This is a genomic window from Caulobacter sp. GW821-FHT11E10, from assembly GCF_058808375.1.
Genome location: NZ_JBXARP010000002.1, coordinates 127,481 through 150,908 on the forward strand (window position 1 = coordinate 127,481; position 23,428 = coordinate 150,908).

Annotated in this window: 19 protein-coding genes; 7 read left to right on the plus strand and 12 right to left on the minus strand. The window is 68.3% G+C overall.

The window, feature by feature from the left end; translation table 11 throughout:
• Positions 1-2: 2 nt before the first annotated feature.
• The 5 genes from AC1RRV_RS03695 to AC1RRV_RS03715 all read left to right on the plus strand — a co-directional run bounded on the left by AC1RRV_RS03695 (position 3) and on the right by AC1RRV_RS03715 (position 4,991).
• Complete coding sequence (locus AC1RRV_RS03695; protein WP_492858229.1) at positions 3-1,208, plus strand: acyl-CoA dehydrogenase family protein; 1,206 nt, start codon at positions 3-5, stop codon at positions 1,206-1,208.
• A 4-nt stretch (positions 1,209-1,212) separates the two neighbouring features.
• A complete protein-coding gene (locus AC1RRV_RS03700; RefSeq protein WP_492858230.1) occupies positions 1,213-1,824 on the plus strand; it encodes a 2-hydroxychromene-2-carboxylate isomerase in 612 nt (203 codons plus the stop codon).
• Positions 1,824-2,969: an acyl-CoA dehydrogenase family protein gene (locus tag AC1RRV_RS03705; protein WP_492858231.1), complete on the plus strand. Its 1,146-nt coding sequence runs from the start codon at positions 1,824-1,826 to the stop codon at positions 2,967-2,969. The genes AC1RRV_RS03700 and AC1RRV_RS03705 overlap by 1 nt, the downstream gene beginning before the upstream one ends.
• Before the next feature lie 139 nt (positions 2,970-3,108).
• The gene (locus tag AC1RRV_RS03710; protein ID WP_492858232.1) at positions 3,109-3,783 is read left to right on the plus strand and encodes an SH3 domain-containing protein; all 675 of its coding nucleotides are present in this window, start codon (positions 3,109-3,111) and stop codon (positions 3,781-3,783) included.
• 491 nt (positions 3,784-4,274) lie between these two features.
• Positions 4,275-4,991: a Crp/Fnr family transcriptional regulator gene (locus tag AC1RRV_RS03715; RefSeq protein ID WP_492858233.1), complete on the plus strand. Its 717-nt coding sequence runs from the start codon at positions 4,275-4,277 to the stop codon at positions 4,989-4,991.
• 36 nt (positions 4,992-5,027) lie between these two features.
• On the opposite strand, the gene pyk is transcribed toward AC1RRV_RS03715, so the two are convergent.
• The 12 genes from pyk to fliL form a co-directional block, all read right to left on the minus strand.
• The gene (gene pyk, locus AC1RRV_RS03720) at positions 5,028-6,458 is read right to left on the minus strand and encodes a pyruvate kinase (RefSeq protein WP_492858234.1); all 1,431 of its coding nucleotides are present in this window, start codon (positions 6,456-6,458) and stop codon (positions 5,028-5,030) included.
• 31 nt (positions 6,459-6,489) lie between these two features.
• The gene (locus AC1RRV_RS03725; RefSeq protein WP_492858235.1) at positions 6,490-8,961 is read right to left on the minus strand and encodes a glycoside hydrolase family 3 protein; all 2,472 of its coding nucleotides are present in this window, start codon (positions 8,959-8,961) and stop codon (positions 6,490-6,492) included.
• Between the two features lie 303 nt (positions 8,962-9,264).
• Complete coding sequence (locus AC1RRV_RS03730; protein WP_492858236.1) at positions 9,265-10,284, minus strand: LacI family DNA-binding transcriptional regulator; 1,020 nt, start codon at positions 10,282-10,284, stop codon at positions 9,265-9,267.
• Positions 10,285-10,368: 84 nt separating this feature from the next.
• Entirely contained in the window at positions 10,369-11,364 is a 996-nt protein-coding gene (gene glk, locus AC1RRV_RS03735; RefSeq protein WP_492858237.1) for a glucokinase, read from the minus strand.
• A 14-nt stretch (positions 11,365-11,378) separates the two neighbouring features.
• Entirely contained in the window at positions 11,379-13,187 is a 1,809-nt protein-coding gene (gene edd, locus AC1RRV_RS03740; RefSeq protein ID WP_492858649.1) for a phosphogluconate dehydratase, read from the minus strand.
• Positions 13,187-13,885 (minus strand): 6-phosphogluconolactonase, encoded by a 699-nt coding sequence (gene pgl / locus AC1RRV_RS03745; RefSeq protein WP_492858238.1) that lies wholly within the window; start codon positions 13,883-13,885, stop codon positions 13,187-13,189. Before pgl ends, edd begins: the two co-directional genes overlap by 1 nt.
• Positions 13,886-13,888: 3 nt before the next feature.
• On the minus strand, positions 13,889-15,349 hold the full coding sequence (zwf, locus tag AC1RRV_RS03750; RefSeq protein WP_492858239.1) for a glucose-6-phosphate dehydrogenase: 1,461 nt from the start codon (positions 15,347-15,349) through the stop codon (positions 13,889-13,891).
• Positions 15,350-15,585: 236 nt separating this feature from the next.
• Positions 15,586-18,456, minus strand: a complete 2,871-nt coding sequence (locus AC1RRV_RS03755; protein ID WP_492858240.1) for a tetratricopeptide repeat protein — start codon at positions 18,454-18,456, stop codon at positions 15,586-15,588.
• Between the two features lie 9 nt (positions 18,457-18,465).
• Positions 18,466-19,287, minus strand: coding sequence for a MotE family protein (locus AC1RRV_RS03760; RefSeq protein WP_492858241.1), 822 nt, complete (start codon positions 19,285-19,287; stop codon positions 18,466-18,468).
• Entirely contained in the window at positions 19,287-19,877 is a 591-nt protein-coding gene (locus AC1RRV_RS03765) for a DUF6468 domain-containing protein (RefSeq protein WP_492858242.1), read from the minus strand. The genes AC1RRV_RS03760 and AC1RRV_RS03765 overlap by 1 nt, the downstream gene beginning before the upstream one ends.
• Positions 19,874-21,016, minus strand: coding sequence for a flagellar motor switch protein FliM (gene fliM, locus AC1RRV_RS03770; RefSeq protein WP_492858243.1), 1,143 nt, complete (start codon positions 21,014-21,016; stop codon positions 19,874-19,876). Before fliM ends, AC1RRV_RS03765 begins: the two co-directional genes overlap by 4 nt.
• A 27-nt stretch (positions 21,017-21,043) precedes the next feature.
• Positions 21,044-21,658: a flagellar basal body-associated protein FliL gene (gene fliL, locus AC1RRV_RS03775; protein WP_492858244.1), complete on the minus strand. Its 615-nt coding sequence runs from the start codon at positions 21,656-21,658 to the stop codon at positions 21,044-21,046.
• Between the two features lie 226 nt (positions 21,659-21,884).
• On the opposite strand from fliL, the gene flgF reads away from it, so the two are divergent.
• Positions 21,885-22,622 carry a flagellar basal-body rod protein FlgF gene (flgF, locus tag AC1RRV_RS03780; RefSeq protein ID WP_492858245.1) on the plus strand — a complete coding sequence of 246 codons (738 nt, stop codon included), beginning with the start codon at positions 21,885-21,887 and terminating at the stop codon, positions 22,620-22,622.
• A 13-nt stretch (positions 22,623-22,635) separates the two neighbouring features.
• On the plus strand, positions 22,636-23,424 hold the full coding sequence (gene flgG / locus AC1RRV_RS03785; protein ID WP_492858246.1) for a flagellar basal-body rod protein FlgG: 789 nt from the start codon (positions 22,636-22,638) through the stop codon (positions 23,422-23,424).
• The last annotated feature ends 4 nt before the right edge of the window (positions 23,425-23,428 follow it).

Sequence of the window (23,428 nt, forward strand, 5' to 3'; positions counted from 1 at the left end):
CCATGGCCGATTTCGGGGGAACCGAGCTCGACGCCTTCCGCGCCGAGACCCGCGCCTGGCTGGAGGCCAACTATCCGCCATCCCTGAACGCCCCGATGGGCGAGGACGACGCCCCCTGGGGCGGCCGCAAGATGGTCTGGAAGAACCCCGACGCCAAGCTGTGGCTCGACCGCATGGCCGAAAAGGGCTGGACCGCCCCGATGTGGCCCAAGGAATACGGCGGCGGCGGCCTCTCCAAGGCCCAGAACAAGGTGCTGGAGCAGGAGCTGCGCCGCCTGAAGGCCCGCCCGGCCCTGATGAGCTTCGGCGTCTGGATGCTGGGCCCGGTGCTGCTGGAATACGCCACCGAGGAGCAGAAGCAGCGCTATCTGCCTCAGATCGTCCGCGGCGAGATCCGCTGGTGCCAGGGCTATAGCGAACCCGGCGCCGGCTCCGACCTCGCCTCCCTGCAGACCAAGTGCGAGGACAAGGGCGATCACTACCTGATCAACGGCCAGAAGGTCTGGACCAGCTACGCCGACCAGGCCGACTGGATCTTCTGCCTGGTGCGCACCGACACCACGAAGAAGCACGAGGGCATCTCGTTCGTGCTGTTCGACATGACCTCGCCCGGCGTCGAGGCCCGCCCGATCAAGCTGATCAGCGGCTCCTCCCCCTTCTGCGAGACCTTCTTCGACAATGTGAAGGTTCCCAAGGAACAGCTGGTCGGCAAGCTGAACGGCGGCTGGGACATCGCCAAGCGCCTGCTGCAATACGAGCGCCAGAACATCAGCGCCTCGGGCTTCGGCGGCGGCGGCGGTCTCAATGTCGTCGAAGCGGCCAAGAAGGAGATCGGCGTCGACAGCGAAGGCCGGATCGCCGACGGCGACTTCCGCGCCCGCCTGGCCGCCCACACGATGGACGCCCACGCCTTCATGCTGACCGTGCGCCGCGCCGAGACGGAGTCCAAGCAGGGCTCGGGGCCCAGCGCCGCCGTCTCGATCATCAAGTACGCCGCCGCCAAGATGAACCAGGAGCGCACCGAGCTGCTGGTCGAGGCGCTTGGCCTTCAAGGCCTGGGCTGGGCGGGCGAAGGCTTCAGCGCCGAGGAGCTGGCCGCGCCGCGCGCCATGCTGCGCGCCAAGGGCAATTCGATCGAGGGCGGCACCAGTGAGGTGAACCTCAACGTCGTCGCCAAGCGCGTCCTGGGCCTGCTGGATCACCAATAAGACGATGATCGAATTCTGGTACGAGTTCGCCTCGACCTACTCCTATCCGGCGGCCATGCGCATCGAGCGGCTGGCCGCCGAGAGGGGCGTGGCGGTGGCGTGGCGGCCCTTCCTGCTGGGCCCCCTGTTCCATGAGCAGCAGGGGCTGACCGACAGCCCGTTCAACGCCGTCCCCGCGAAGGGTGACTACATGTGGCGCGACCTCCAGCGGGTCTGCGACGACGCGGGCTTGCCGCTGCGCCATCCCAGCCAGTTTCCGCGCAACAGCCTGCTGGCCGCCCGCGTGGCGATCGCCGGGCTTGAGGACGGCTGGACCCCGGCCTTCAGCCGCGCGGTCTACCAAGCCAATTTCGTCGACGACCAGGACATCTCCAGTCCCGACGTCCTCGCCCCGCTGATCGCCGGCGTCGGCGCGGGTCCCGAGCACGTCCTGGCCGCCGCCCAGTCCGATCCGATCAAGGCCCGGCTGAAGGACCATGTCCGCATGGCCAAGGAGCGCGGCCTGTTCGGCGCGCCCAGCTTTCTCACCGCCGACGGCGAGCTCTTCTGGGGCAACGACCGTCTGGAACAGGCCCTCGACTGGGCCGTCCGTCATCAATCCAGGGAGCACGCCTGATGGCCGTCCTGACCGAAGAACAGACCATGCTGCGCGACGCCGCCAAGGGCTGGACCAGCGAAAGCGCGCCCGTCGGGGCCCTGCGCAAGCTCCGCGACGGCAAGACCGGCCAGAGCTTCGATCCCGCCGCGTGGAAGGACATGGGCGAGATGGGCTGGGCCGGCGTGATCGTGCCCGAGGACTATGACGGCTCGGCCTTCGGCTATCTGGGTCTGGGCCTGATCCTCGAGGAGACCGGCCGCACCCTGGCCGCCTCTCCCCTGCTCTCCACCGCCATGATCGCCGCGTCGGCCCTGAAGCTGGGCGGCACGGACGCGCAGAAGCAGGCCTGGCTGCCGAAGATCGCCACGGGAGAGGCCGTCGCGACCTTGGCGATCGACGAAGGCGCGCATCACGCCCCGGCCCGCGTGGCGCTGACCGGAATCGAGATCAACAATGGCCTGGCGCAGGGTTACGTCCTCGATGGAACCAAGACCTTCGTGCTCGACGGCGAGGTCGCCGATCTGCTGATCGTCGCGGCGCGCACCAGGGGCAAACCCGGCGACACCGACGGGATCACCCTGTTCCTCGTCCCCGGCGACGCGCCGGGGGTCACGCGCACCCACCTGACCCTGGTCGACTCGCGCGGCGCGGCCCGCATCGCCTTCGACGGCGTTGAGGTCGGCGCTGACGCCGTGCTGGGCGAGCTCGACAAGGGTTGGGCGATCCTGGAGCCGACCCTGGACCGCGCCTATGCCGGCCTGGCGGCCGAGATGCTGGGCAGCGCCAGCGCGGCCTTCGACATCACCCTGGACTATCTGAAGACCCGCACCCAGTTCGGCCAGGTGATCGGCACGTTCCAGGCCCTCCAGCACCGCGCCGCCAAGTGGTTCACCGATCTGGAAACCACCCGCTCATGCGTCGAGGCGGCTTTGGAGGCCATCGACGCCGGCGGTGATACGCGTGCGCTCGCCTCCCTGGCCAAGGCCAAGGCCAGCGACCTCGTCCACCTGGCCTCCAACGAGATGGTCCAGATGCACGGCGGCATCGGCATGACCGACGCCCACGACGCGGGCCTCTACATGAAGCGCGCCCGCGTCACCGAGGCCCTGTTCGGCGGCGCCAGCTTCCACCGCGACCGCTATGCTCGCCTGATGGGCTTTTAGCGCGCCTGACACGCTTGCTACCCCCCGTTCGGGGGATAGGCCGCCTCGGCGGGAGCCGGATACCGTCGTTCTTGCAATGACGGACCGGCAGCCCGCAGGGAGCGGACGGTCGCTGGTCCCGTCCTCGGGGAGCAGACCTATGACCAAGACCATCGCCACCTTCGCCGCCGTGGGCCTCGCCCTTGTCGCGACCGCCGCCCATGCCCAAGCCGGCATGCCGTTGCAGCTCAGCTATCCGGCCGACGCCTCGATGACCTGCGAGCAGATCAACGCCGAAATGGTCCGTATGGACCAGATCATGGGCGTCTCCAACAGCGCCATCGCCAGCGCTGAAGGCGCCGCGCGTGGGGCCGAGACCGCCGCCAGCCTGGGCGTCAACGCCGCGCTCTATAGCGGCGCCTTGGGCCGCGTGCCTGGGCTTGGCATGTTCGCCAACGCCGCCGCCTCCGCCGCCAAGTCCGCCGCCGCCGCCAAGGCTCAGCGCGAAGCCCAGAATATCCAGACCGCCCAGCAGCGCCGCGCCGTGATGGGCGGCCTCTATCAGGGCAAGTGCACCGGCGCGGCCGCGACCACGGCGGTCTCGGCCACCATGACCACCACCAGCGCCTCGGCCACCACCACGCCGAACCTACTGACGACCACCCAGGACGTCACGCTTCGCGCTTCGGCCTCGCCGAGCGCCGCCGCCGTCGGCACGGTCAAGACCGGCGGCTTCGTCTATCCCACCGGCCAGCGCAACGGCGTCTGGATGGAGGTCGACGACGAGAACGGGGCCCGGGGCTGGATGTCCTCGGCCTTCGCCAAGCCCAAGTAAGCCTCTGGCGCGGACCGCCCGGCGGCGCGGTCCGGACGCCAACGAGCGCCCGAGCCTCCGTTTCGGCCAAGCCGACGGACGCTCGCGCGCGTGGGACCAGGCGCCAAGCCTCCTCCGTTCCCAGGGTTGGGCCGGCGCCTGAGGCGTGGGAACCGCCACCCGCGTCTCTGGCCCTTCCTTGCGGTTCCCCGATCGCAAGGAAGGCCTCCCATGCTTTCAAAGCGATCCTTCGAACTCACAAGCCGCCGCTTAGGCGGCTTTTCTTTGCCTTGACCAGTTCACGGCAAGTTGCGAACGGTTTTCATTGAGTAGTTGTGTCGGGAACCCGACAAACCTTACCAACGCCAAATGATGAGCACCGACAGAGAGTCTTGCGCACTCCTCTGTTTTTGCGGCGGTCCTGCCTGGATTGTGTCGGCTAAACGACGGCGCCCAACATCAGCCCAACCTATAGCTTGCAACCCTTGCCGTGAGACGGCGTTCGATTCTCCATGACTGGGCCGTTAGCGACCTTGAAGAACCGCCTGCTTTCCGCATTGCCGTCAGAAGACAGCGCCCTGCTCACGCCGCATCTCTCGGCCGTGGACCTTGAAAAGGGGCGCCTGCTCTATGATCCGGGCGACTTGATCGACCACGTCTACTTCCCCACCGACTGCGTCATCTCGTTGATGACCTTGATGGAGAGCGGCGCGGCCATCGAATCCGCCGCCATCGGGCGCGAGGGCGCTCTTGGCCTGATGGTCGCCGTGGCCCCCCGCCAATCGCTGTCGCGCGCCATCGTCCAGGCGCCGGGCTCGGCGTTGCGCATCGCCGCCGCCCCGCTGCACGACGCCTGGAAGCGCAGCGCCGCTCTGCGCGACCTGGTCGACCGCCACAACGAAGCGCTGTTCGGCCACGCCATCCAGTCGGTCGCCTGCAACGCCCTGCATGCGGTCGAGGCGCGCTTCTGCCGATGGCTGTTGTCGTGTCACGACCGCATCGACAACAACACCGTCAGCCTGACCCAGGAATTCCTGGCCGACATGCTGGGCGTCCAGCGCACGACCGTCACGGCGGTGGCCGGATCGCTGCAGGCCAAGGGCCTGATCAGCTACCGTCGGGGTATCGTTGAAATCCTCGACCGCGTCGGCCTCGAGGCCATGACCTGCGAGTGCTACCGCGCCGTGCGGCGCGGCTACCAGCGCCTGCTGCCGGCCTCGTTCGCCTAGAACTAGCGCCGGCGAACCGGCGCTAGATCATAGGTATTAGCGCCGACGAGCCGGCGCCGGCGCGTGGGCCAGACGCAGCAGATTGGCCGAGCCGGGCGCGCCGAACGGCGTCCCCGCCACGACCAGCAGGCGCTCGCCCGGCGCGACAAGACCCAGCTCGAGGGCCTTGCTCGAGGCGTCGGTGGTCACGACTTCCAGGCTGTCGGGCTGAGCGCTGACTCGCGGTTCGACACCCCAGCACAGCGAGAGACGACGCACCGCGTTGATGTCCGGCGACAGGGCCAGCACCGGCTGCAGCGGCCGTTCGCGCGCGAGACGGCGCGCCGTGGAGCCGGTCGTCGTGAAGGCCACGAGGCACTTGGTCGAGCCGGACTTGGCCGCGCCGGCGGCGGCGACCACCAACACGTCGGCGTCGACGTCGTCGTGGCTCTGCTCGGCCTGCATCAGCTCCGGCCAGCGCGGATCGCGCTCCACGCGTTCGATGATGCGGTTCATCATCGCCACCGACTCTTCGGGATAGTCGCCCGCGGCCGATTCCGCCGACAGCATCACCGCATCCGCGCCTTCGTAGACGGCGTTGGCCACGTCGGAGGCCTCGGCGCGGGTCGGGGTTGGCGAGTTGGTCATCGACTCCAGCATCTGGGTGGCGACGATCACCGGGATGCCGCGCTCACGCGCCGCCCGCAGGATTTCCTTCTGCGCCACCGGCACCTCTTCGGGCGCCATTTCGACGCCGAGGTCGCCGCGGGCGACCATGACGCCGTCGCAGAGATCGAGGATCGGACCCAGCACTTGCAGGGCCTGAGGCTTTTCGATCTTGGCCAGCACGGCGGCGCGGCCTTCGACGATGCGGCGCAGTTCGGCCATGTCTTCCGGCGCCTGCACGAACGACAGGGCGATCCAGTCGACGCCGAGGCGCAGAGCGAAGGCCAAGTCCTCGCGGTCCTTGGCCGTCAGGGGCGACATCGGGATGACGACGTCCGGCACCGCCACGCCCTTGCGCTCGGAGAGCTTGCCGCCATTGGCCACGGTGGTGTTGGCGTAGCCCGGACCGGCGTCGGTCACGGTCATGCGCAGCTTGCCGTCGTCCAGCAGCAGGGTCGCGCCCGGCCGCATGGCGGTCAGGATCTCGGGGTGCGGCAGGTGCACGCGGGTCTCGTCGCCCGGGGTCGGGTCGCTGTCGAAGCGGAACGCTTGGCCCGCCTTCAGCATGACCGGACCGTTGGCGAACTTGCCGACGCGGAGCTTGGGCCCCTGCAGGTCGGCCAGGATGCCCAGCGGACGGTCGACAACCTTCTCGGCCTCGCGGATGGCCGCATAGACGGCCGCGTGAGTCTCGTGAGCGCCGTGGCTGAAGTTCAGGCGGAACACGTCAGCCCCGGCCTTGGCCAGGGTGACGATCATTTCCGGCGAGCTGGAAGCGGGGCCGATCGTAGCAACGATGCGGGAGCGACGGGCGCGGATCATGCCGTCGCTCCTTCTTTGTTCAGGTCTTGGTTCAGCTTGGCGGACAGAAAGCGTCGCCCTCGTTGGACGCCAGACGGATTTCCGTAAACGACAACGTCATAGCACCCGAAGTCGACAGCGCGAACGGGGACGAAACATGCGTCATGTCCGCACCCTTGGCCATGAAGCAGGAAAGTTTGATCTTGGCCGTACGCCATTCGCCGATTTTCGCACCTGACAACGTTGACGTTACGTCTACCGCCGCGCCGCAGGATTCGCCACAGGCTAGGTTCAAGGAAACCGGTTTCCTTGGGGACGCGTCCACCCTGTAGCGGATCATGACCGCCATGTCGCCCGTCGTCTGGCGCGAGAGGTCGACCGGCTGGCCCATGATATTGATGCCGCCGGGCCCCTCCCCAGTCCAGGTCGCTTGCCGCGCATTCTCCTGCGCGCCGGCGTCCACGGTCTTCAGCGAAACCGCGCCGGCGGCATTCATCATCCAGGGCGCGGGCGCACGGCCGTCCACGAAATAGCGGTCGACGTTCACGGCGGCCGAGGCGACGCCCGGGTCTTCGGAGAGCTTCGCGACTTTTCCGGGCTTGGCGTAGCTCAGGCCGTAACCGTAGGCGAACAACGGGTCATAGCCCGGGTCGCCGACATTGATCGGCTCCTGGTCGGCGCGCTTGGGCCACGAGTACGAGAGCTTGCCCTGGAAGTCGAAGCGCGGCTTGCCGGCGCCATCGCCGATCAGCACGTCGGCGACACCGCCGCCTTCCGAGCCCGGCAGCCAGGCGGCGACGAAGGCGTCCGAGGCGTTGATCTCGGGATTGGCCCACAGGGGGCGTCCGCTCAGGAACACCGCGACTACCGGAATACCGGCGGCCTTCAGCTTCTTGAGCAAGGCCAGGTCGGATTTGTCTCCGGCCTGGTACTCGATGCTGGTGATGTCGCCCTGGAACTCGGCGTACGGATTCTCGCCAAACACCACGATGGCCACATCGGGCTTCTGCTTGAAGTCGCCCTTCACCGACAGTTCGGCGCTACCGCCGCCGGCCTTCACCGCCTCGGCCACGCCGGCATAGATCGACTGACCGTGCGGGAAGTCGCTGTTCTTGTTGCCGGTGCCCTGCCAGGTCAGGGTCCAGCCGCCGGCGGCCTTGCCGATGTCGTCGGCGCCGTCGCCGGCCACCAGCACGTGGGCCGAGCTCTTCAGCGGCAGGACGCCCTCGTTCTTCAACAGCACCAGCGACTTGCGGACCGCCTCGCGCGCCACGGCGCGATGGGCGGGCGCGCCCAACAGCTCATACTTGCCTTCCAGCGGACGCTTGTCCTCGAACAGACCCGCCTTGACCTTCACCCGCAGGATCCGGCGCACGGCGTCGTCGATCCGCGCCATTGGGATCTGGCCGGCCTTCACCTGGGCCAGGGTGTTGTCGTAGAGGCCCCGCCAGCTGTCGGGGGCCATCATCATGTCCATGCCGGCATTGTAGGCCTGGGCGCAGTTGGTGTTGGTGCAGCCATCGACCTGGCCGTGGGCATTCCAGTCGCCGACCACGAAGCCTTGGAAGCCCAGCCGCCCCTTCAGCACGTCGGTCAGCAGGCTCTTGTTGCCGGTGTGCTTGACCCCATTCCAGCTGGAGAACGACACCATCACCGACAGGATGCCGGCGTCGATCGCGGGCGGGTATCCCGCCGCGTGCAGGCGAACGAGGTCCGCCTCGGAGATCTTGGCGTCGCCCTGGTCACGACCATTCTCGGTGCCGCCGTCGGCCAGGAAGTGCTTGGCCGAGCCGGCCACATGGCCAGGCGCCAACGGCTTGCCGGCGACCAGCGGCCCCTGCAGGCCCAGGGTCATCGGGCCGGAATAGGACTTCACCACCTCCGGATCCTCGGCATAGCCCTCGTAGGCGCGACCCCAGCGCTCGTCGCGAGGCACGGCCACCGTGGGTCCGAAGGTCCAGTCGGCGCCCGAGGCGGCCATTTCCTGGGCGGTCGCCTCGCCGATACGGCGGATCAGGTCGGGATCGCGCGCCGCGCCCAGGCCGATATTGTGCGGAAAGATCGTCGAACCGACGACATTGTTGTGACCGTGCACGGCGTCGACGCCGAAGATGATCGGGATCTCCTGGTGGCCCCCGCGCTTGTCCAGCGCCGCGGCGCGGAAGGCGCGGATCCACTCCACCCAGCGCTGGGGCGAGGCGCGGTCATTGCCATCCGGCGCGCTGTTGCCCCCGACCAGCACCGAGCCCAGGCGATACTTCTTCAGCTCTTCCGGCGTGATCGAGGCGCCGTCGGCCTGGATGGTCTGAGCGACCTTCTCCTCGACGCTCATCTGGCTCATCAGCTGGGCGACGAAGGCTTCGGTCTTGGCGTCGGTGATGGCCGCGGGGCTGGCGGCCTTGGGCCACGCCTCCGGATGGGCCACGGCGGACGGAGAGGTCTGGGCCAGGGCCGTCCCCGCCAGGCCGCCGGCAAGAATAAGAGCCACGGCGGAGGCGCGGACGAGACGACCGGATGCGGACATGATGTTTCCCAGGATGCGCCCGCCCCCCGGCGGACCATGCGAAATGTCGAGAAAAGCGCCCGGCGCGGCGCTTGCGGGGAACCGCGCCGAGCGAAAGAGAAGCGGTTCAGGTCCGCTTGGAGGGGAGTGATCGTGCGCACAGGGCGCGACGGCCGCTGGTCTGGCCAGGCGAGGTCATTTCGTTTCCTCCTGACGCCGCCTTTCCGTGGGCGACCGTCTTGATCGGTCCAATCTCATGTCGATTGGACAGCGCTGTCAAGCACAATTGATTGCGGTAACATCCAGGAGGCGTGGTTGGACGTTCTAGCTTGAGGCTGGTCCGGTGGATTCTCGAACCACCAGCTCGAAATCGAGCACCTGCGAAGGCGGCGGCGCGCCCTCCTCCCGATCAACACCCTGCATCAGCATGTCGGCGGCGGCGCCGGCCATGGCGGCGATCGGCTGACGCACGGTGGTCAGCTGCGGCCAGGTGATCTTCGCGCCCGGGGTGTCGTCGAAGCCGGCGACGGAGAGCTGAGTCGGCAGGTCCAGGCGCATCCGGTTGGCGACGGCCATCACGCCCAGGGCCATGTCGTCGTTCGAGGCGAAGATGGCGGTCGGACGATCCGGACCGCCCAGCAATCTCTCGGCCGCCTCGAAGCCCGAGCGGAACGAGAACCAGCCCTGCTCCACCCGCTCCTCGCGGATCGGTAGGCCCGCGTCGCGCATGGCGTCGATGAAGCCCTGGTGGCGCTGGTGCGAAGCCCCGTGGTCCGGATGGCCGATGATGAAGCCGATGTCCTTGTGACCCAGGTCGATCAGGTGCTTGGTCATCTCATAGGCGGCCAGGCGGTCGTCCATGCTGACCCAGGCCGCGCGGTCGACGTCCCCGCCCGGCGCGATGCGGACATAGGCCACGCCCTCCCGCTCGAGCGCGGCCAGCACCACGGGATGGTCGCTGAGCGGCGGGGTCAGGATCACCCCGTCCATGCGCAACGTCGCCAGCATCGGCGCGACCTGGTCCTCGACGTCGGCGGTCGAGTCGATCGGCTCGACGATCAGGTGGTAGCCCTCCTGCCGGCACCGCGCGATCGCGCCCAGCTGTACGTCGGTGACGTAGCCGGGGCTGGGGTTGTCGAAGAAGACGCCGATCAGATAGGCCTTCGAACCCGCCAGGCTGCGGGCCGAGATGTTGGGCCGATAGTTCAACGCGGCCACGGCGGCCTGCACCCGGTCACGGGTGTCGGCCTTGACGTTGGGCTCACGGTTGAGGACCCGCGAAACGGTCTTGATCGAGACGCCGCTTTCGCGCGCCACGTCGTGGATCGTGATCTTGGCGCTCAATTCCGTTCCTCGCCGCCCCGATTCGTTCGGATTGGCGAATACTAAGCCATGACAAGGCTGTCATGGCGAGCCCCAAGAAAAGTCCTACGAAACCGCCGCCCTGCCCTCCGGCGTCAGCGCCACCGCCGCGCCGATCAGGGCGGTGTGCGGATGCAGGATGACGTGGGTCGGGATCGCCTGGGTGAAGCCCGACAGACGGCCCTTGCTGTCGAAGCGCTCGCGGAACGGGCTCTTCTCCAGGATGTCGATGATCCGGGGCGCGATGCCGCCGGCGATGAAGACGCCGCCGCGCGCGCCCAGGGTCAGGGCGATGTCGCCGGCGACCGAGCCCAGCACCGCGCAGAAGCGGTTCACCGTGGCCAGGCTGTCGGCGCAGCCCTCGACCGCGCGCTCGGTGATCTGCTTGGCGGCCAGGGCTTCGACCTTGCGGCCCTCGGCGTCGGCCAGGGCGACATGCAGGTCTTCCATGCCGGGGCCCGACAGGATGCGCTCGACCGAGACCCGGCCGCCGTCCAGCTGCTTGGTCAGGGCGCGCAGCACCGCGATCTCGACCTCGTCGACCGGGGCGAAGGCGACGTGCCCGCCCTCGGTGGCCAGCGGGATCTGCTGGCCGTGGCGACGCACCAGGCCGGCGACGCCAAAGCCCGTGCCCGGACCGAGAATGGCCAGATCGCCCTCGCCCGAGGTCGGCAGATGGCCGATCTGGCGCAGGTCCTTGGGGCTCAGGCGCGGCGCGGCCAGGGCCTGGGCCGTGAAATCGTTGATCAGCTTGGCGGTGCGGAAGCCGCCGGCGCGACGCAGGCTGTCTTCCGAGATCCGCCAGTCCAGGTTGGTCATGTGGACCTGGCCGTGGTCGATCGGACCGGCCACCGCCACCACCGCCTGGTCGGGATGCTTGACCCCGACCTTCTGCAGATAGTGCGCGATGGCGTCCTCGGCCGTGGCGTAGTCCTCGCCCTTGTAGGTGGTGGGCTCGATCAGGCGCGGGTCCTGACCGTCGAATTCGACCAGGGCGAAGCGGGCGTTGGTGCCGCCGATGTCGCCAACGAGGCCGAGGCCACCGCTATGATTGCCGTCCATGACCTAGCGCTTCCTCAAGCAAAGACGGACGCGCCGGCGTCGGCCGCGCCGACCCCCGCTCGCATCCATCCAAACAGTTCCCTACCAAAGCCCGGCTTGCTCGCCGGGACGTTCGCCGGCGTACGGGCCAGCAGCGCCGCCTCGTCCACCAGGATCTTCAGTTCGCCCGTTTCGGCGTTGACGCTGATCACGTCGCCGTCCTGGACATAGGCCAGAGGTCCGCCCTTGGCGGCTTCCGGCGTGACGTGGATGGCCGCCGGGGTCTTGCCCGAGGCGCCCGACATGCGGCCGTCGGTGACCAGGGCGACCTTGTAGCCGCGATCCAGCAGCACCGAGATCGACGGCGACAGGTTGTGCAGCTCCGGCATGCCGTTGGCCGACGGGCCCTGGAAGCGCATCACGACCACGACGTCGCGATCCAGCTCGCCGCGCTTGAAGGCGGCGATGAAGTCTTCCTGCTCCTGGAACACGGCCGCCGGGGCGGTGATCACGTGGTGTTCGGGCTTCACGGCCGAGATCTTCATGACCCCGCGGCCCAGGTTGCCGGCCATCAGGCGCAGGCCGCCTTCCTTGCTGAACGGGTCGGAGACCGGACGCACGATGGCGGTGTCCAGGCTCTCGGCCGCGCCCTCGCGCCAGGTCAGGACGCCGTCCTCGAGGTGCGGCTCCTGGGCGTAGAGCGACAGGCCTGGACCGGCGATGGTCTGGACGTCCTCGTGGACGAGCCCGGCCTTCAGCAGCTCGCGGATCACGAACGCCATGCCGCCGGCGGCCTGGAAGTGGTTCACGTCGGCCGAGCCGTTCGGATAGACGCGGGCCAGAAGCGGCGTGGCCTTGGAGATGTCGTCCAGGTCCTCCAGCGTCAGCTGGACGCCGGCCGCGTGGGCCATGGCGACGATGTGCAGGGCCAGGTTGGTCGAGCCGCCGGTGGCCATCAGGCCGACCACGCCGTTGACGATCGACTTCTCGTCGATCATCCGGCCGACCGGAATGAACTCGTTGCCCTTGTTGGTCACGGCGGCGGCGCGGCGCGCTGCTTCCTTGACCAGGGCTTCGCGCAGCGGCGTGTTGGGGTGGACAAAGGCCGAGCCGGGCAGATGGAAGCCCATCAGCTCCATCAGCATCTGGTTGGTGTTGGCCGTGCCGTAGAAGGTGCAGGTGCCTGGGCCATGATAGCTGGCGCTCTCGGCTTCCAGCAGTTCGGCGCGACCGACCTTGCCCTCGGCGTAGAGCGCGCGGATGCGGGCCTTTTCCGAGTTGGGCAGGCCCGAGGTCATCGGACCGGCGGGCACGAACAGGGCCGGCAGGTGGCTGAAGGTCAGGGCGCCGATGACCAGGCCCGGCACGATCTTGTCGCAGACGCCCAGATACAGGGCCGCGTCGAAAGCGTCGTGGGTCAGGGCGACGGCCGTGGCCATGGCGATGACGTCGCGCGAGAACAGCGATAGCTCCATGCCCGGACGGCCCTGGGTGACGCCGTCGCACATGGCCGGCACGCCGCCGGCGAACTGGGCGGTGGCCCCGGCCTCGCGCGCGGCGGCCTTGATCAGGGCCGGATACTCTTCCAGCGGCTGGTGAGCCGACAGCATGTCGTTATAGGCCGAGACGATGCCGATGTTCGGCGCGTTCGGGTCCAGGGCGCGGACCTTGTCGACACCGGGCGAGGCCGCGAAGGCGTGAGCCCAGTTGGCGCAGGACAGCTTGGCCCGCCCCGGCTGGCTCTCGATCGCGTGCTGCATGTTGGCCAGATAGGCGGCGCGGCTGTCCTTGCTGCGTTCGATGATCCGGGCGGTGACTTCGGCGATGACCGGGTTCATGGCGATTACTCCGCCCAGAGGATGCGGACCTTGGCGCGGTCCTGCTTCAAGATGGCGGCGACCGGCAGGGCCGGGTCGACGTCGCCTTCCAACAACGCTTTCTTGGCCGCGCCGGTGACCAGCAGCACGATCAGATCGGTGCGGGTCAGGGCGGCGAGGGTCAGGCTGAGGCGCTGGATGTCCGGGGCCGGATCGCCCGGCGGCACGGCCAGGACCGAACGCTCCGAGGCCAGATCCAAACCGCGCGCCAGCACCGGATTGCCTGGAAACAGCGAGGCGAAGTGGCCGTCGGGACCGACGCCCAGCAGCACCACGCCGAACGGCGCGGCGGCCTCGACCCCGGCCTGGGCCTGAAGCGCGCTTTCCTCGTGGCTGACGCCTTCGACGAACAGCGGCGCGAACTGAGCCTTGGCGGCCTCGCCGGTCAGCAGGTGACGACGGACCAGGCCCTCGTTGCTGCTGGGATCGGACGGCGGCACGAAGCGCTCGTCGGTCAGGGTGACCGTGATCTTGTCCCAAGGCGCGATCATGCCGGCCATGCGGTCATAGACCGGGGCCGGCGTCGTGCCGCCGGTCGCGGCGAAGCCCGCGCGGCCGTGGCTGGCCACGGCCGTGGTCAGCGCCCCGACCAGGATCGAGGCGGCGGCGTCATAGAGGTCTTCGCGCGAGCCGAAGGCTTCGAACTTTGCCGGTTCTTGGGCCATGTCTCAGGCCTTCCAGGACCGGCCGCCGGGCGAGATCAGCCCTTGCGACGACTGCGGCCCCCAGGTGCCGGCGGCGTAGTGGGCCGGCTCGATGCCGGCTTCGGCCCAGGCGGCCGAGACGGCGTCGATGAACTTCCAGGCCTGCTCGACCTCGTCGCGACGCACGAACAGGGTGCGGTCACCGCGGAAGGCGTCGAGGAACAGCTTCTCGTAGGCGATGCGGCGACGGCCGCCGCTCTGGCCGAACGACAGCGACAGCGGCAGCGACTGCAGGCGCATGCCCTCTTCCGAGAGGCCGGGGCGCTTGTTCATGATCGTCAGCGAGATGTCTTCGTCCGGCTGCAGATCGATGACCAGGCGGTTGGCGCAGAGTTCGCCGTCGGTGGCCTGGCCGAAGATGTTGTGCGGCAGCGGCTTGAACTGGACGACGATCTGGGTGCGGCGGTCCGGCAGGTTCTTGCCGGTGCGCAGGAAGAACGGCACGCCGTCCCAGCGCCAGTTGTCGATCGCCACCTTCATGGCCACGAAGGTCTCGGTCTTGGTGGGCTTGCCGACTTCCTCGACATAGCCGATCCGCGCCCCGCCCTCGACCACGCCGGCCACGTACTGGCCGCGCACGGTGTCGTGGGCCACCGTTTCCTTGGTAAAGGGACGCAAGCTGCGGAGAACCTTGACCTTCTCGTCACGGACCGCGTCCGGGTCGAAGCCCGACGGCGCCTCCATGGCGACCAGGCACAGCAGCTGCAACATGTGGTTCTGGACCATGTCGCGCAGCGCGCCGTACTCGTCGTAATAGGGCCAGCGGTCGCCGACCTTCTCGGTCTCGGCGATGGTGATCTGCACGTGGTCGATCGTGTTGCGATCCCACAGCGGCTCGAACAGGACGTTGGCGAAGCGCAGGGCGGTCAGGTTCTGGACCGTCTCCTTGCCCAGATAGTGGTCGATGCGGAAGACTTGGCTTTCGTCGACCACGGCGGCGACGGCGGCGTTGGTCGCCTTTGAGCTCTCCAGGTCGCGGCCCAGCGGCTTTTCCAGGATCAGGCGGGCATTGGGTCCGGTCAGACCGGCCGATTGCAGCGCCTGGCAGGCCGGGCCGTACAGGCTGGGCGACAGCGAGAAGAAGATCACCAGCGTCCCGTGCTCGCCGATCCGCTCGGCCAGCTTCTTGGTGTCTTCTTCCTTGGTGATGTTGGCAGACACGTAGTCGAGACGGGCGGCCAGGCGGTTCCAGGCCGCCTCCTCCACCGTCGCGCGCTTGCCCAGTTGCTCGCGCACCAGCGCCTTGTAGCTGGCGGCGTCATGGTCCGCGCGAGCCACGCCGATGATCCGCAAGTCGTGCGGCAGCAGTCGGTCGACTTCCAGGAAGTAGAGCGAAGGCAGAAGCATTCGCAGGGCTAGATCGCCCGCGCCGCCAAGCAGCACCAGGACCTCACGGCCGTTGTCGCCGTCGTTGTTCTTAGTCACCAATGTCTTCCACCCTATGACAACGTTGTCATGACATGCCTGCGGCAGAAAGGCAAGCGCTCGCGGATACCCCCGTCATATGGGACGGAGGGCGAGCCCTAACTAGGCTAAACGTCTGGCGCCCGCCATAAGACCAATCGGGTTTCGACAGATGATTTTCTGCCGCGTGGAAGCGCTTCGAGAACGCTCATGCCTCGAACGTCGGCGAAATTCGCGGCTGAAGGGTAGGCTCTGCCCTATTTGCCCGCGCGGACGGGCGAGCCGGCGGGCTGACCGGTGCGGAACTTGTCTTTCATCCGGCCGATCCAGCCGTTGAAGGCCTCGTTGTCGGCGGTGACCCGACCGAAGTCCGAGGCGGACAGCGATTCGACATTCATGCCTTGCAGGGCCACGCGCAGGCCGTCGGGATTGCCGGCCAGCTCGATGAAGCCCGACCAGCGCTGGCGCAGGCGCCCCAGCGAGGCGTCGTCGTCGGCGAGGCTGTAGGCCACGGCGGCGCGCAGCAGGCGCGCCTCGTCGCCGGGGGCCAGGACGCCCGGCGTCTTCCAGCGGTCGCCCAGCGTGCGTTCGTACATGGCGCCGGCGGCGGGCCAGGTATGCTGCTTCCAGGCGATCTCGGCCCGGATCTCCTGGCCGTCGCGGCTGTTGTCCTTCTCGATCAGCTCGAGGGCGTCGTCGTAGCGGCCCAGGCTCATCAGGGCCCGGGCGGTGGCCAGGCGACGCTCGACGTTGAGGGCCGGCGGCAGGATGGTGGACCGGGTCGCGTTGATCGCTTCCAGCGCGTCCTCGGGCTTCTTGTTCATCAGGTAGATCCAGGCCAGGTCGGTGGCGACCTGGGCCTTGGGCACCCCGTTCAGGCGGTTGTCGACCTGGTACTTCAGCAGCTTGCCGGCGTCGTCCAGCAGGTCGACGTCGACTAGGCGGCGGACCAGGTTGCGGACCATCTGGTCGCCGTCGGCGCCGATCGGGGTCAGGTCCTGGAAGTCGTAGAACAGGCCAACGGCCTGGACCGGCTGCATGCCGTCGGCCAGCCCTTGCAGGAAGAGCTGGCGGAAGGTGTTGGACAGGTCGTTCTGCAGAGCCAGGGCCTCGGGGCGGTCCGGCAGCTGGCGGCCGGCCGAGCGCAGCACTTCCAGCGCCTCGCGATAGCGGCCCTGGTCGATGAACAGCTTGCCCAGCGCCCGGATGACCTCAAGCTCCACCCCGTCGCCGCGCCAGCGATAGCGCAGCTGATTCAGGGTGGTGGCGGCCTGGGCGGCGTTGATCTGGCCCTTGGCGTATTGCAGCTGGGTCGCGTGCAGCAGGGCCGGCGTGGCGAGCCGGTCGATCGGCGCCTTGGCGATGGCCTGGAACATGCGCTGAGCACGGACCTTCTCGCCCTTGGCCTCGAAGATGCGAGCCTGGGTCAGGCGGGTGTCCAGCTGATCCTCGATCGGGATCTTGGGCTGGGCCAAGGCCTGGGAGATCAGTTGCATGGCGCCCGTCAGGTCGCCGACGCCGAGCGCCGCCTGGGCCTGGGCGTGCAGGAAGCGGGCGCGCCAGATCGGCGGGAACAGGTCCAGGGCCCGACCGCCGCCGACGAACTTGCTTCGGGCGTCGGCCCACTGGCCTTGCTTGGTCGAGATGTAGCCGCGCCACAGGGCGCTGGACGGGTCATCGGCCAGGACCGGCGAGGAGAAGTCGGCGTCGGCCTCGGTGAGGCGGCCGGCCAGAACCTTGGACACCCCGCGCAGACCGCGGAATTCAGCGTCGCCCATCAGGGTCTGGTGCTTGCGGCCGGCGGCGTTGAGCACGCCGATGGCCTCGAACGACATCTGCGAGCCGACCAGGAAGCGGGCCAGCGACATGCGCGCGCCGGTGTCGCCGTCCTTGCCGTCGCCATCGGGTGCGGCCGCGATGGCGTTCTGCAGGGCGTTGTAGCGAGCCAGGAAACCGCCCGAACCGGTCTTGGGCCAGTTCTCGAGATCGATGAGGGCCGGCATCGACATCGGCTGGGGCGCGCCGGCGGCGGCCTCCTCCGGCGGAGTCGCGGCCGAAACCGGCGACAGCGCCAGGCCCTTCGGACGGCCGATGCGCAGCAGGTCGCCGTCGGCCTGGACCAGGAGATCGGTGGCATAGGTCTCGACGGCCAGGCCCTGAGCCGACTGCAGCAGCGCCATTTCGACATAGTCGCGGCGCGACGGCAGGCCCTTGGACGGCGCCAAGGCCGGGGCCACGACCATCTTGTCGCCGACCGCCGGGTCGGTGACCCAGACCGCCTTGGTCACGCCCGAGACGGTGGCCGACAGGGTCGCCGGCTGCACGCTCTCGTCGCGCGCCACCTTGATGATGTCGGGCGTTTGCTGCGCACCGGGGCCCAGGCTGATCTTCCAGAGACCGCCCTGCCCTTCGGCGACATAGGGCGTGCCGTTCGGGGTGACGATCCGCAGGGCGCTGTAGTCCGCGCCCTTGAAGGCCTGGATCTTGGAATAGCGGGCGGCGGAGGCCGGCAGCTTGCGGATGTCGAGGCTGGCGGGCGTGTCGAACACGATCCAGATGGCTTCGCCGCGTCGGAATACGGCGGCGCCGGCCGGCGCGGCCCATTCGAACGTCAGGGTGACCTGCTGGTCCGCGCGCTCCAGGCCGACATGGACGACGCCGCCGGCGGGCATCGGATTGGGACGGCCGACGGGCGCGGCGACGGCCTGGTTCTGCGCGGGCGGCGCGCCCGGGCGGGCGAAGATATTGACGAAGTCGACGCCGTCGGCCTTGCCGAGGCGGGCGTCGGCGTCGTCGGTCAGGGTAAGGACGATCTCCAGCACGCCGTTGACGTGACGGGCCTCCGAGGCCTTCAGCCAGCGCGGCGGCGCGATCCTGAGCGTCGACAGGTCGGGATTGGCGTCGCGGCTGAACCGCATCACCAGGGTCTGGCCCTCGCGGTGCGAGACCATCCGGGCCCCGGCGGCCCAGTGGAACTCGATGCGCGAGAAATCCGCCGCCTGCGCGACGCGCACGTCCAACGCACCGCGCGCCGCGACGGGCGGCGGCGCGGCGTAGCCGGACGGCGCCAGTGTCGCCGCGATGCACGCGGCGGCGACGCTGGAGCGCAGGAACTGGCGAAGCGTCATGGTCCTCCCTTAACCGGCCTTTTTGGGAGCGGCCTTGGCCGGCGAAGCGCCAGCCAGCGGCGCGGCGGCGGCCTGTTGGCCCGGCGCGGCTCCGGCGCCGGCCCCTTGGGCCGTGGCGGCGTTGTCGGCGACCGCGGCCTTGCCCTTCTCCACCGCCGGATTGGTCAGGCGCGAGGCCAGGCGTTCGGTGAGGATCTTGGCGTCGCCCGGCGACATGTTGGCCAGGATCATCGCCAGGGTGCGTTCCTTCATCTTGGCGGCGATCGGCAGGCGAACCTCGTCCGACAGCAGGGTCATGCGGGCGGCGGCGTCCTTGGGCTTCATGCCGGCATAGACCGTCACCAGGCGATCGACCTCGGCCTGCTTCTGATTATCGACCTGGCCCAGCAGGCCCTGGATGTCGCCCTTCAGACCGGTCAGGGCCCGGACCTTGGCGTCCAGCTTGGCCTCGGCGGCGGCCAGCAGCTTCAGCTGGACGTCGATATCCTGTTCGCGCTGGTCGAGTTGGCCGCGACGGGCGCCCAGGCTTTGCAGGACACGCAGTTCGGCGGGCGAGAGGCCGGCTTCCTTGGCCAGGACGTCGGCCGAAGGGGCGCAGACACGCGGCGGCGGCGCGTTGGCGGCGGCCGGCTGGGCCGCGCCCTCGGCCGAGGCGGCTTCGCCCTTGCCTTCATGGCCTTCCTTGGCGGCGGGCTTGGCCACGCCCTCGGCGAAGGCCTTGGCCCCGCCCAGCAGGTCGGGAAGCGACTTGGCGCCGGCCATGGCGTTGATCGCCAGCACGCCGCCGACGGCGACGCCGACCAGGGGAAGGATGCGCGGAACGTTCTTCATTAGCGGGGCGCTCTGGGGTTGCTTCCGGGACGCGGGTTTTCACCCGGTCCGTCGAAGAGGTCATCATCGATCCGCGCCCGGGAGCGCGGAGGTTCGCGGGAGGCGCTGGGCGCTCCCAAAATCGGGCGAGACGTCGGCGGGAGGCGATCTTCGCGTTCCAGCAGGCGCTCGAAATCCTCGGCCTTCAGCCGGCGTTCGGCTTCAGGCGTAATGGCCATGTCACGGCCGGGACGCGCCGGCGACGGCGCGCGTTCGGCCCGTTCCACGCGTTCCGCGGCGCGGGGCGCCACGGTCGAGCTGGCCGTCGGCAGCGGGCGATTGACCCGTTCGTCCAGCTGAGCCGCCAGGGCCTGGGCGCGCTCGATGCGCCCAGCCAGGGTCTCGGCCGCTTCGTCGGTCGCCGCGCGCAGGTCGGCAAGACCCTGCTCGGCGCGAGCGGCGGCGTGATCCAGATCGGCCACCGCCTTGGCGAAGCCCTCGTGGCTGTCGCGCAGCGCCTTCAGGCGGCGCTCAAGGCGCCAGCCGAAGATCAGCGCCGCGATCAGCAGCACCGCGAGGAACCCGTTCATGGCGAAGGCGACGAGGCTCATTTCAGCTTCTGCACGGCCTTCTTGGCGGCGGGCGTCAGCGGCGCCTCGGCCCGGACGGCGATCGAGTGGTTGCGACGACCCATACGGCCGCGCGTCAGCGGGATGGCCCCGGCGCGCAGCTCGACCAGGCTGTCAGGCGTGCAGTTCAGCATCAAGGTGTCGCCGATCTGCATGTTCAGCACGCGCGACAGTGGCAGTTGCTGCTCGTCCAGGACGGCGCGGACCTCCATCTGGGTGGTCCACAGCTCGGTGGCCAAGTGGCCTTCCCAGATGTTGTCGCGGCCGAACTTCTCACCCATGAACTGCTGCAGCAGCATCTTCCGGATGGGTTCCAGCGTCGCGTAGGGCAGCAGCAGCTCGATGCGGCCGCCGCGGTCTTCCATGTCGATGCGCAGCTTGACCAGGATGGCGGCGTTGGCCGGCCGGGCGATGGCGGCGAAACGCGGGTTGGTCTCCAGGCGGTCCAGCGAGAAGCCGACCGGATGCAGCGGCTCGAAGGCGCTCTTCAGGTCGTTCAGCACGACCTCGATCATCCGCTGGACCAGCACGCGCTCGATCGTGGTGTAGGGACGACCTTCGATGCGCATCGCGGCCGTGCCACGACGGCCGCCCAGCAGCACGTCGACGATCGAGTAGATCAGGTTCGAGTCGACCGTCAGCAGGCCGTAGTTGTCCAGCTCCTCGGCCCGGAACACGGCCAGGATGGCCGGCAGCGGGATCGAGTTCAGATAGTCGCCGAAGCGGATCGAGCTGATGTTGTCGAGGCTGACCTCGACGTTGTCGGAGGTGAAGTTCCGCAGGGAGGTCGTCATCAACCGCACCAGGCGGTCGAAGACGATTTCCAGCATCGGCAGGCGCTCGTACGAGACCAGCGCCGAGTTGATGATGGCGCGGATGCCCGTGCGGTCTTCGCCGCCGTCGCCGGAGAGATCGAAGCCCAGCAGGCTGTCGATTTCGTCCTGGTTCAGGATGCGCTCGGAGCCACCCTCGCCGCCGCCGTCATCCCAGCCGCCCATGCCGCCGGAAAAGTCGCCGAATTCGTTGCCGCCAGCATCGCCGCCGCCTTCACCGAAGGCGCCGGGGGGATTTTGCGAGGCCCACTGGGCCATCGCCGCCTGATCGTCGATTTCTTCCGCCATGATTGTTCGCCCAACAGGTCCGGGGACCTAGTTGATCAGCATCTCCTCGATGAGGACCGCGTTCACCTTGGCCGGCGCGGCGACCAGGTTCACCCGGCGCACCAACTCGACCTGCAATTGATAGGTGCCTTGGCTGCCGTTCAGGTCCTCGGGACGCAGTTCGCGCAGGAAGGTCTGGAACATGTTCTGCAGCCTGGGCAGATTCTCCGTCAGGACCTCGCCAGTTTCCTCGTCGGACAACTCGAAGGTCAGCTTCAGCTTCAGGAAGGTCGACTTGCCGTCGGCCGTCTGCATGTTCACGACGATGTCGGGAAGGGTGTAGAAGACCACACCATCGGGGCCTTCCTTGATGACGGGGGCCGGACCGCCGGCGGCGCCCGCGCCTTCCTTGCCCTCGCCTTCCTTCTTTTCGTCCTTCTTTTCTTTCTTCTTCTTGCCGTGGTCCTCGGCGCCCTTTTCACCATGGGCGGCGGGCTTCGGCTTCATCAGGAAGAACGCGGCGGCCCCGCCACCGCCCAGCACAAGAACGCCCGCCGCGATCGCGATGATCAGGATCGGCGGTTTCTTCTTGGCGGGAGCTTCGCCCTCGGCGCCCTCTTCGCCTTCGGGAGCAGGAGCTTCCTTTTCGGGTTTCTTGGCCACGCGCGCGGTTCCTTGGAATCTATACCCGTACTCATGCGGCGAGCATGGTTAACGATGTGTTTTGGAAGCCATTCTGTCGCAGGCTGAATCTGCCCGGCAGACTCCGACCGACGCGACGGCGTTAACCTTCCTATTCCTTGTTTTATATAACGATTTCGCTCTGGCACGAAGGTTGCTTCTAGGGATGCGGCGCATTTGTCGCGCCAGCCGCCCGAGTTAACTCGTCATGGACAACGCGCTGTATGTCGGCCTTTCGCGCCAGATGACGCTCCGCCGCGAGCTGGACATCGTCGCGAACAACATCGCCAACGCGAACACGACGGGCTTCAAGGTCGAGGACCTGATGGTCCGCACCGAGCAGGCCAAGCCGGCCAAGACCCTGGACGGCGCGTCGCCCGTGAAGTTCGTCATGGACACCGGGGTGGCCCGCGACTTCACGCAAGGCGCGATGACCAAGACCGACGGCGACTATGACCTCGCGATCGAGGGCAAGGGCTTCTTCAAGATCCAGGCCGCCGGCGGCGAGCGCTACACCCGCGACGGCCGCTTCACGCCCAATCCGGAAGGCGTGCTGGTCACCCAGGCCGGCTATCCGGTGATGGACGACGGCGGCGGCCAGATCACGATCGACCCGAAGCTGGGTCCGGTCACGATCGGCAAGGACGGTATCGTCAGCCAGGGCGCGGTCCGGGTCGGCAAGATTGGCCTGGTGCGACCGGATGACATGGCCAGCCTCGCCAAGGACGGCGACAACCTCTACCGCAACACCGCCAACACCACCCTGCAGCCCGTGACGGACGCTCAGATCCATCAGGGCATGCTGGAATCCTCGAACGTCCAGCCAGTCATCGAGATCACCAAGCTGATCGAGATCCAGCGCGCCTACGAGGGCGTCGCCAAGATGATGGACAACACCGCCGAACTTTCCCGCTCCGCCGTCGAACGGCTGGGCAAAGTCAATTAAGGGACGCTAGCCCATGCAAGCTCTCCGCACCGCTGCTTCCGGCATGGCTGCTCAGCAGCTGAACGTCGAAGTCATCTCGAACAACATCGCCAACATGAACACCGTTGGCTTCAAGCGCCAACGGGCCGAGTTCCAGGACCTGCTGTACCAGACGATCGAGCGCGCTGGCTCACAGTCGTCCAGCGACGGCAACATCGTCCCGACCGGCGTTCAGGTCGGCGGCGGCGTCAAGGCCGGCTCGGTCTATCGCATCACCGAGCAGGGCACGCCCACCCTCACCGACAACCCGCTGGACGTCGCCGTCCAGGGCAAGGGCTACCTGCCGATCCTGATGCCCTCGGGCGAGACCGGCTACACCCGCGCCGGCAACTTCTCGACCAACGACCAGGGCCAGGTGGTCACCGAGGACGGCTATCTCGTCCAGCCGGGCATCACCATCCCGCAGGGCGCCGCCGACATCACGATCAGCAAGACCGGCCTGGTGCAGGTGAAGCTGGACGGCCAGACCGCCCCGCAGACCGTGGGCCAGATCCAGCTCGCCAACTTCCTGAACGAAGGCGGCCTGGAAGCGATCGGCGACAACCTCTACCTGGAAACCGCCGCCTCGGGCGCGGCCACCCTCGCCGCCCCCGGCGAGCCGGGCTTCGGCGTGCTGCTGCAGCACTACACGGAATCGTCGAACGTCGACTCCGTCTCGGAAATCACCGCCCTGATCACCGCCCAGCGCGCCTACGAGATGAACTCGAAGGTCATCACGACGGCCGATCAGATGCTGCAAGCCACCTCGCAACTGCGGTCGTAAGCTC

What these genes read in the sequence shown, in the direction of transcription:
- AC1RRV_RS03710 (WP_492858232.1), top strand. Translation starts at nt 3,109, where the DNA reads ATGACCAAGACCATCGCCACCTTCGCCGCCGTGGGCCTCGCCCTTGTC.
- AC1RRV_RS03705 (WP_492858231.1), top strand. Translation starts at nt 1,824, where the DNA reads ATGGCCGTCCTGACCGAAGAACAGACCATGCTGCGCGACGCCGCCAAG.
- pyk (WP_492858234.1), bottom strand. Translation starts at nt 6,458, where the DNA reads ATGATCCGCGCCCGTCGCTCCCGCATCGTTGCTACGATCGGCCCCGCT.
- flgG (WP_492858246.1), top strand. Translation starts at nt 22,636, where the DNA reads ATGCAAGCTCTCCGCACCGCTGCTTCCGGCATGGCTGCTCAGCAGCTG.
- AC1RRV_RS03715 (WP_492858233.1), top strand. Translation starts at nt 4,275, where the DNA reads ATGACTGGGCCGTTAGCGACCTTGAAGAACCGCCTGCTTTCCGCATTG.
- AC1RRV_RS03760 (WP_492858241.1), bottom strand. Translation starts at nt 19,287, where the DNA reads ATGAAGAACGTTCCGCGCATCCTTCCCCTGGTCGGCGTCGCCGTCGGC.
- AC1RRV_RS03700 (WP_492858230.1), top strand. Translation starts at nt 1,213, where the DNA reads ATGATCGAATTCTGGTACGAGTTCGCCTCGACCTACTCCTATCCGGCG.
- AC1RRV_RS03765 (WP_492858242.1), bottom strand. Translation starts at nt 19,877, where the DNA reads ATGAGCCTCGTCGCCTTCGCCATGAACGGGTTCCTCGCGGTGCTGCTG.
- AC1RRV_RS03725 (WP_492858235.1), bottom strand. Translation starts at nt 8,961, where the DNA reads ATGTCCGCATCCGGTCGTCTCGTCCGCGCCTCCGCCGTGGCTCTTATT.
- AC1RRV_RS03755 (WP_492858240.1), bottom strand. Translation starts at nt 18,456, where the DNA reads ATGACGCTTCGCCAGTTCCTGCGCTCCAGCGTCGCCGCCGCGTGCATC.
- glk (WP_492858237.1), bottom strand. Translation starts at nt 11,364, where the DNA reads ATGGACGGCAATCATAGCGGTGGCCTCGGCCTCGTTGGCGACATCGGC.
- AC1RRV_RS03695 (WP_492858229.1), top strand. Translation starts at nt 3, where the DNA reads ATGGCCGATTTCGGGGGAACCGAGCTCGACGCCTTCCGCGCCGAGACC.
- flgF (WP_492858245.1), top strand. Translation starts at nt 21,885, where the DNA reads ATGGACAACGCGCTGTATGTCGGCCTTTCGCGCCAGATGACGCTCCGC.
- pgl (WP_492858238.1), bottom strand. Translation starts at nt 13,885, where the DNA reads ATGGCCCAAGAACCGGCAAAGTTCGAAGCCTTCGGCTCGCGCGAAGAC.
- fliM (WP_492858243.1), bottom strand. Translation starts at nt 21,016, where the DNA reads ATGGCGGAAGAAATCGACGATCAGGCGGCGATGGCCCAGTGGGCCTCG.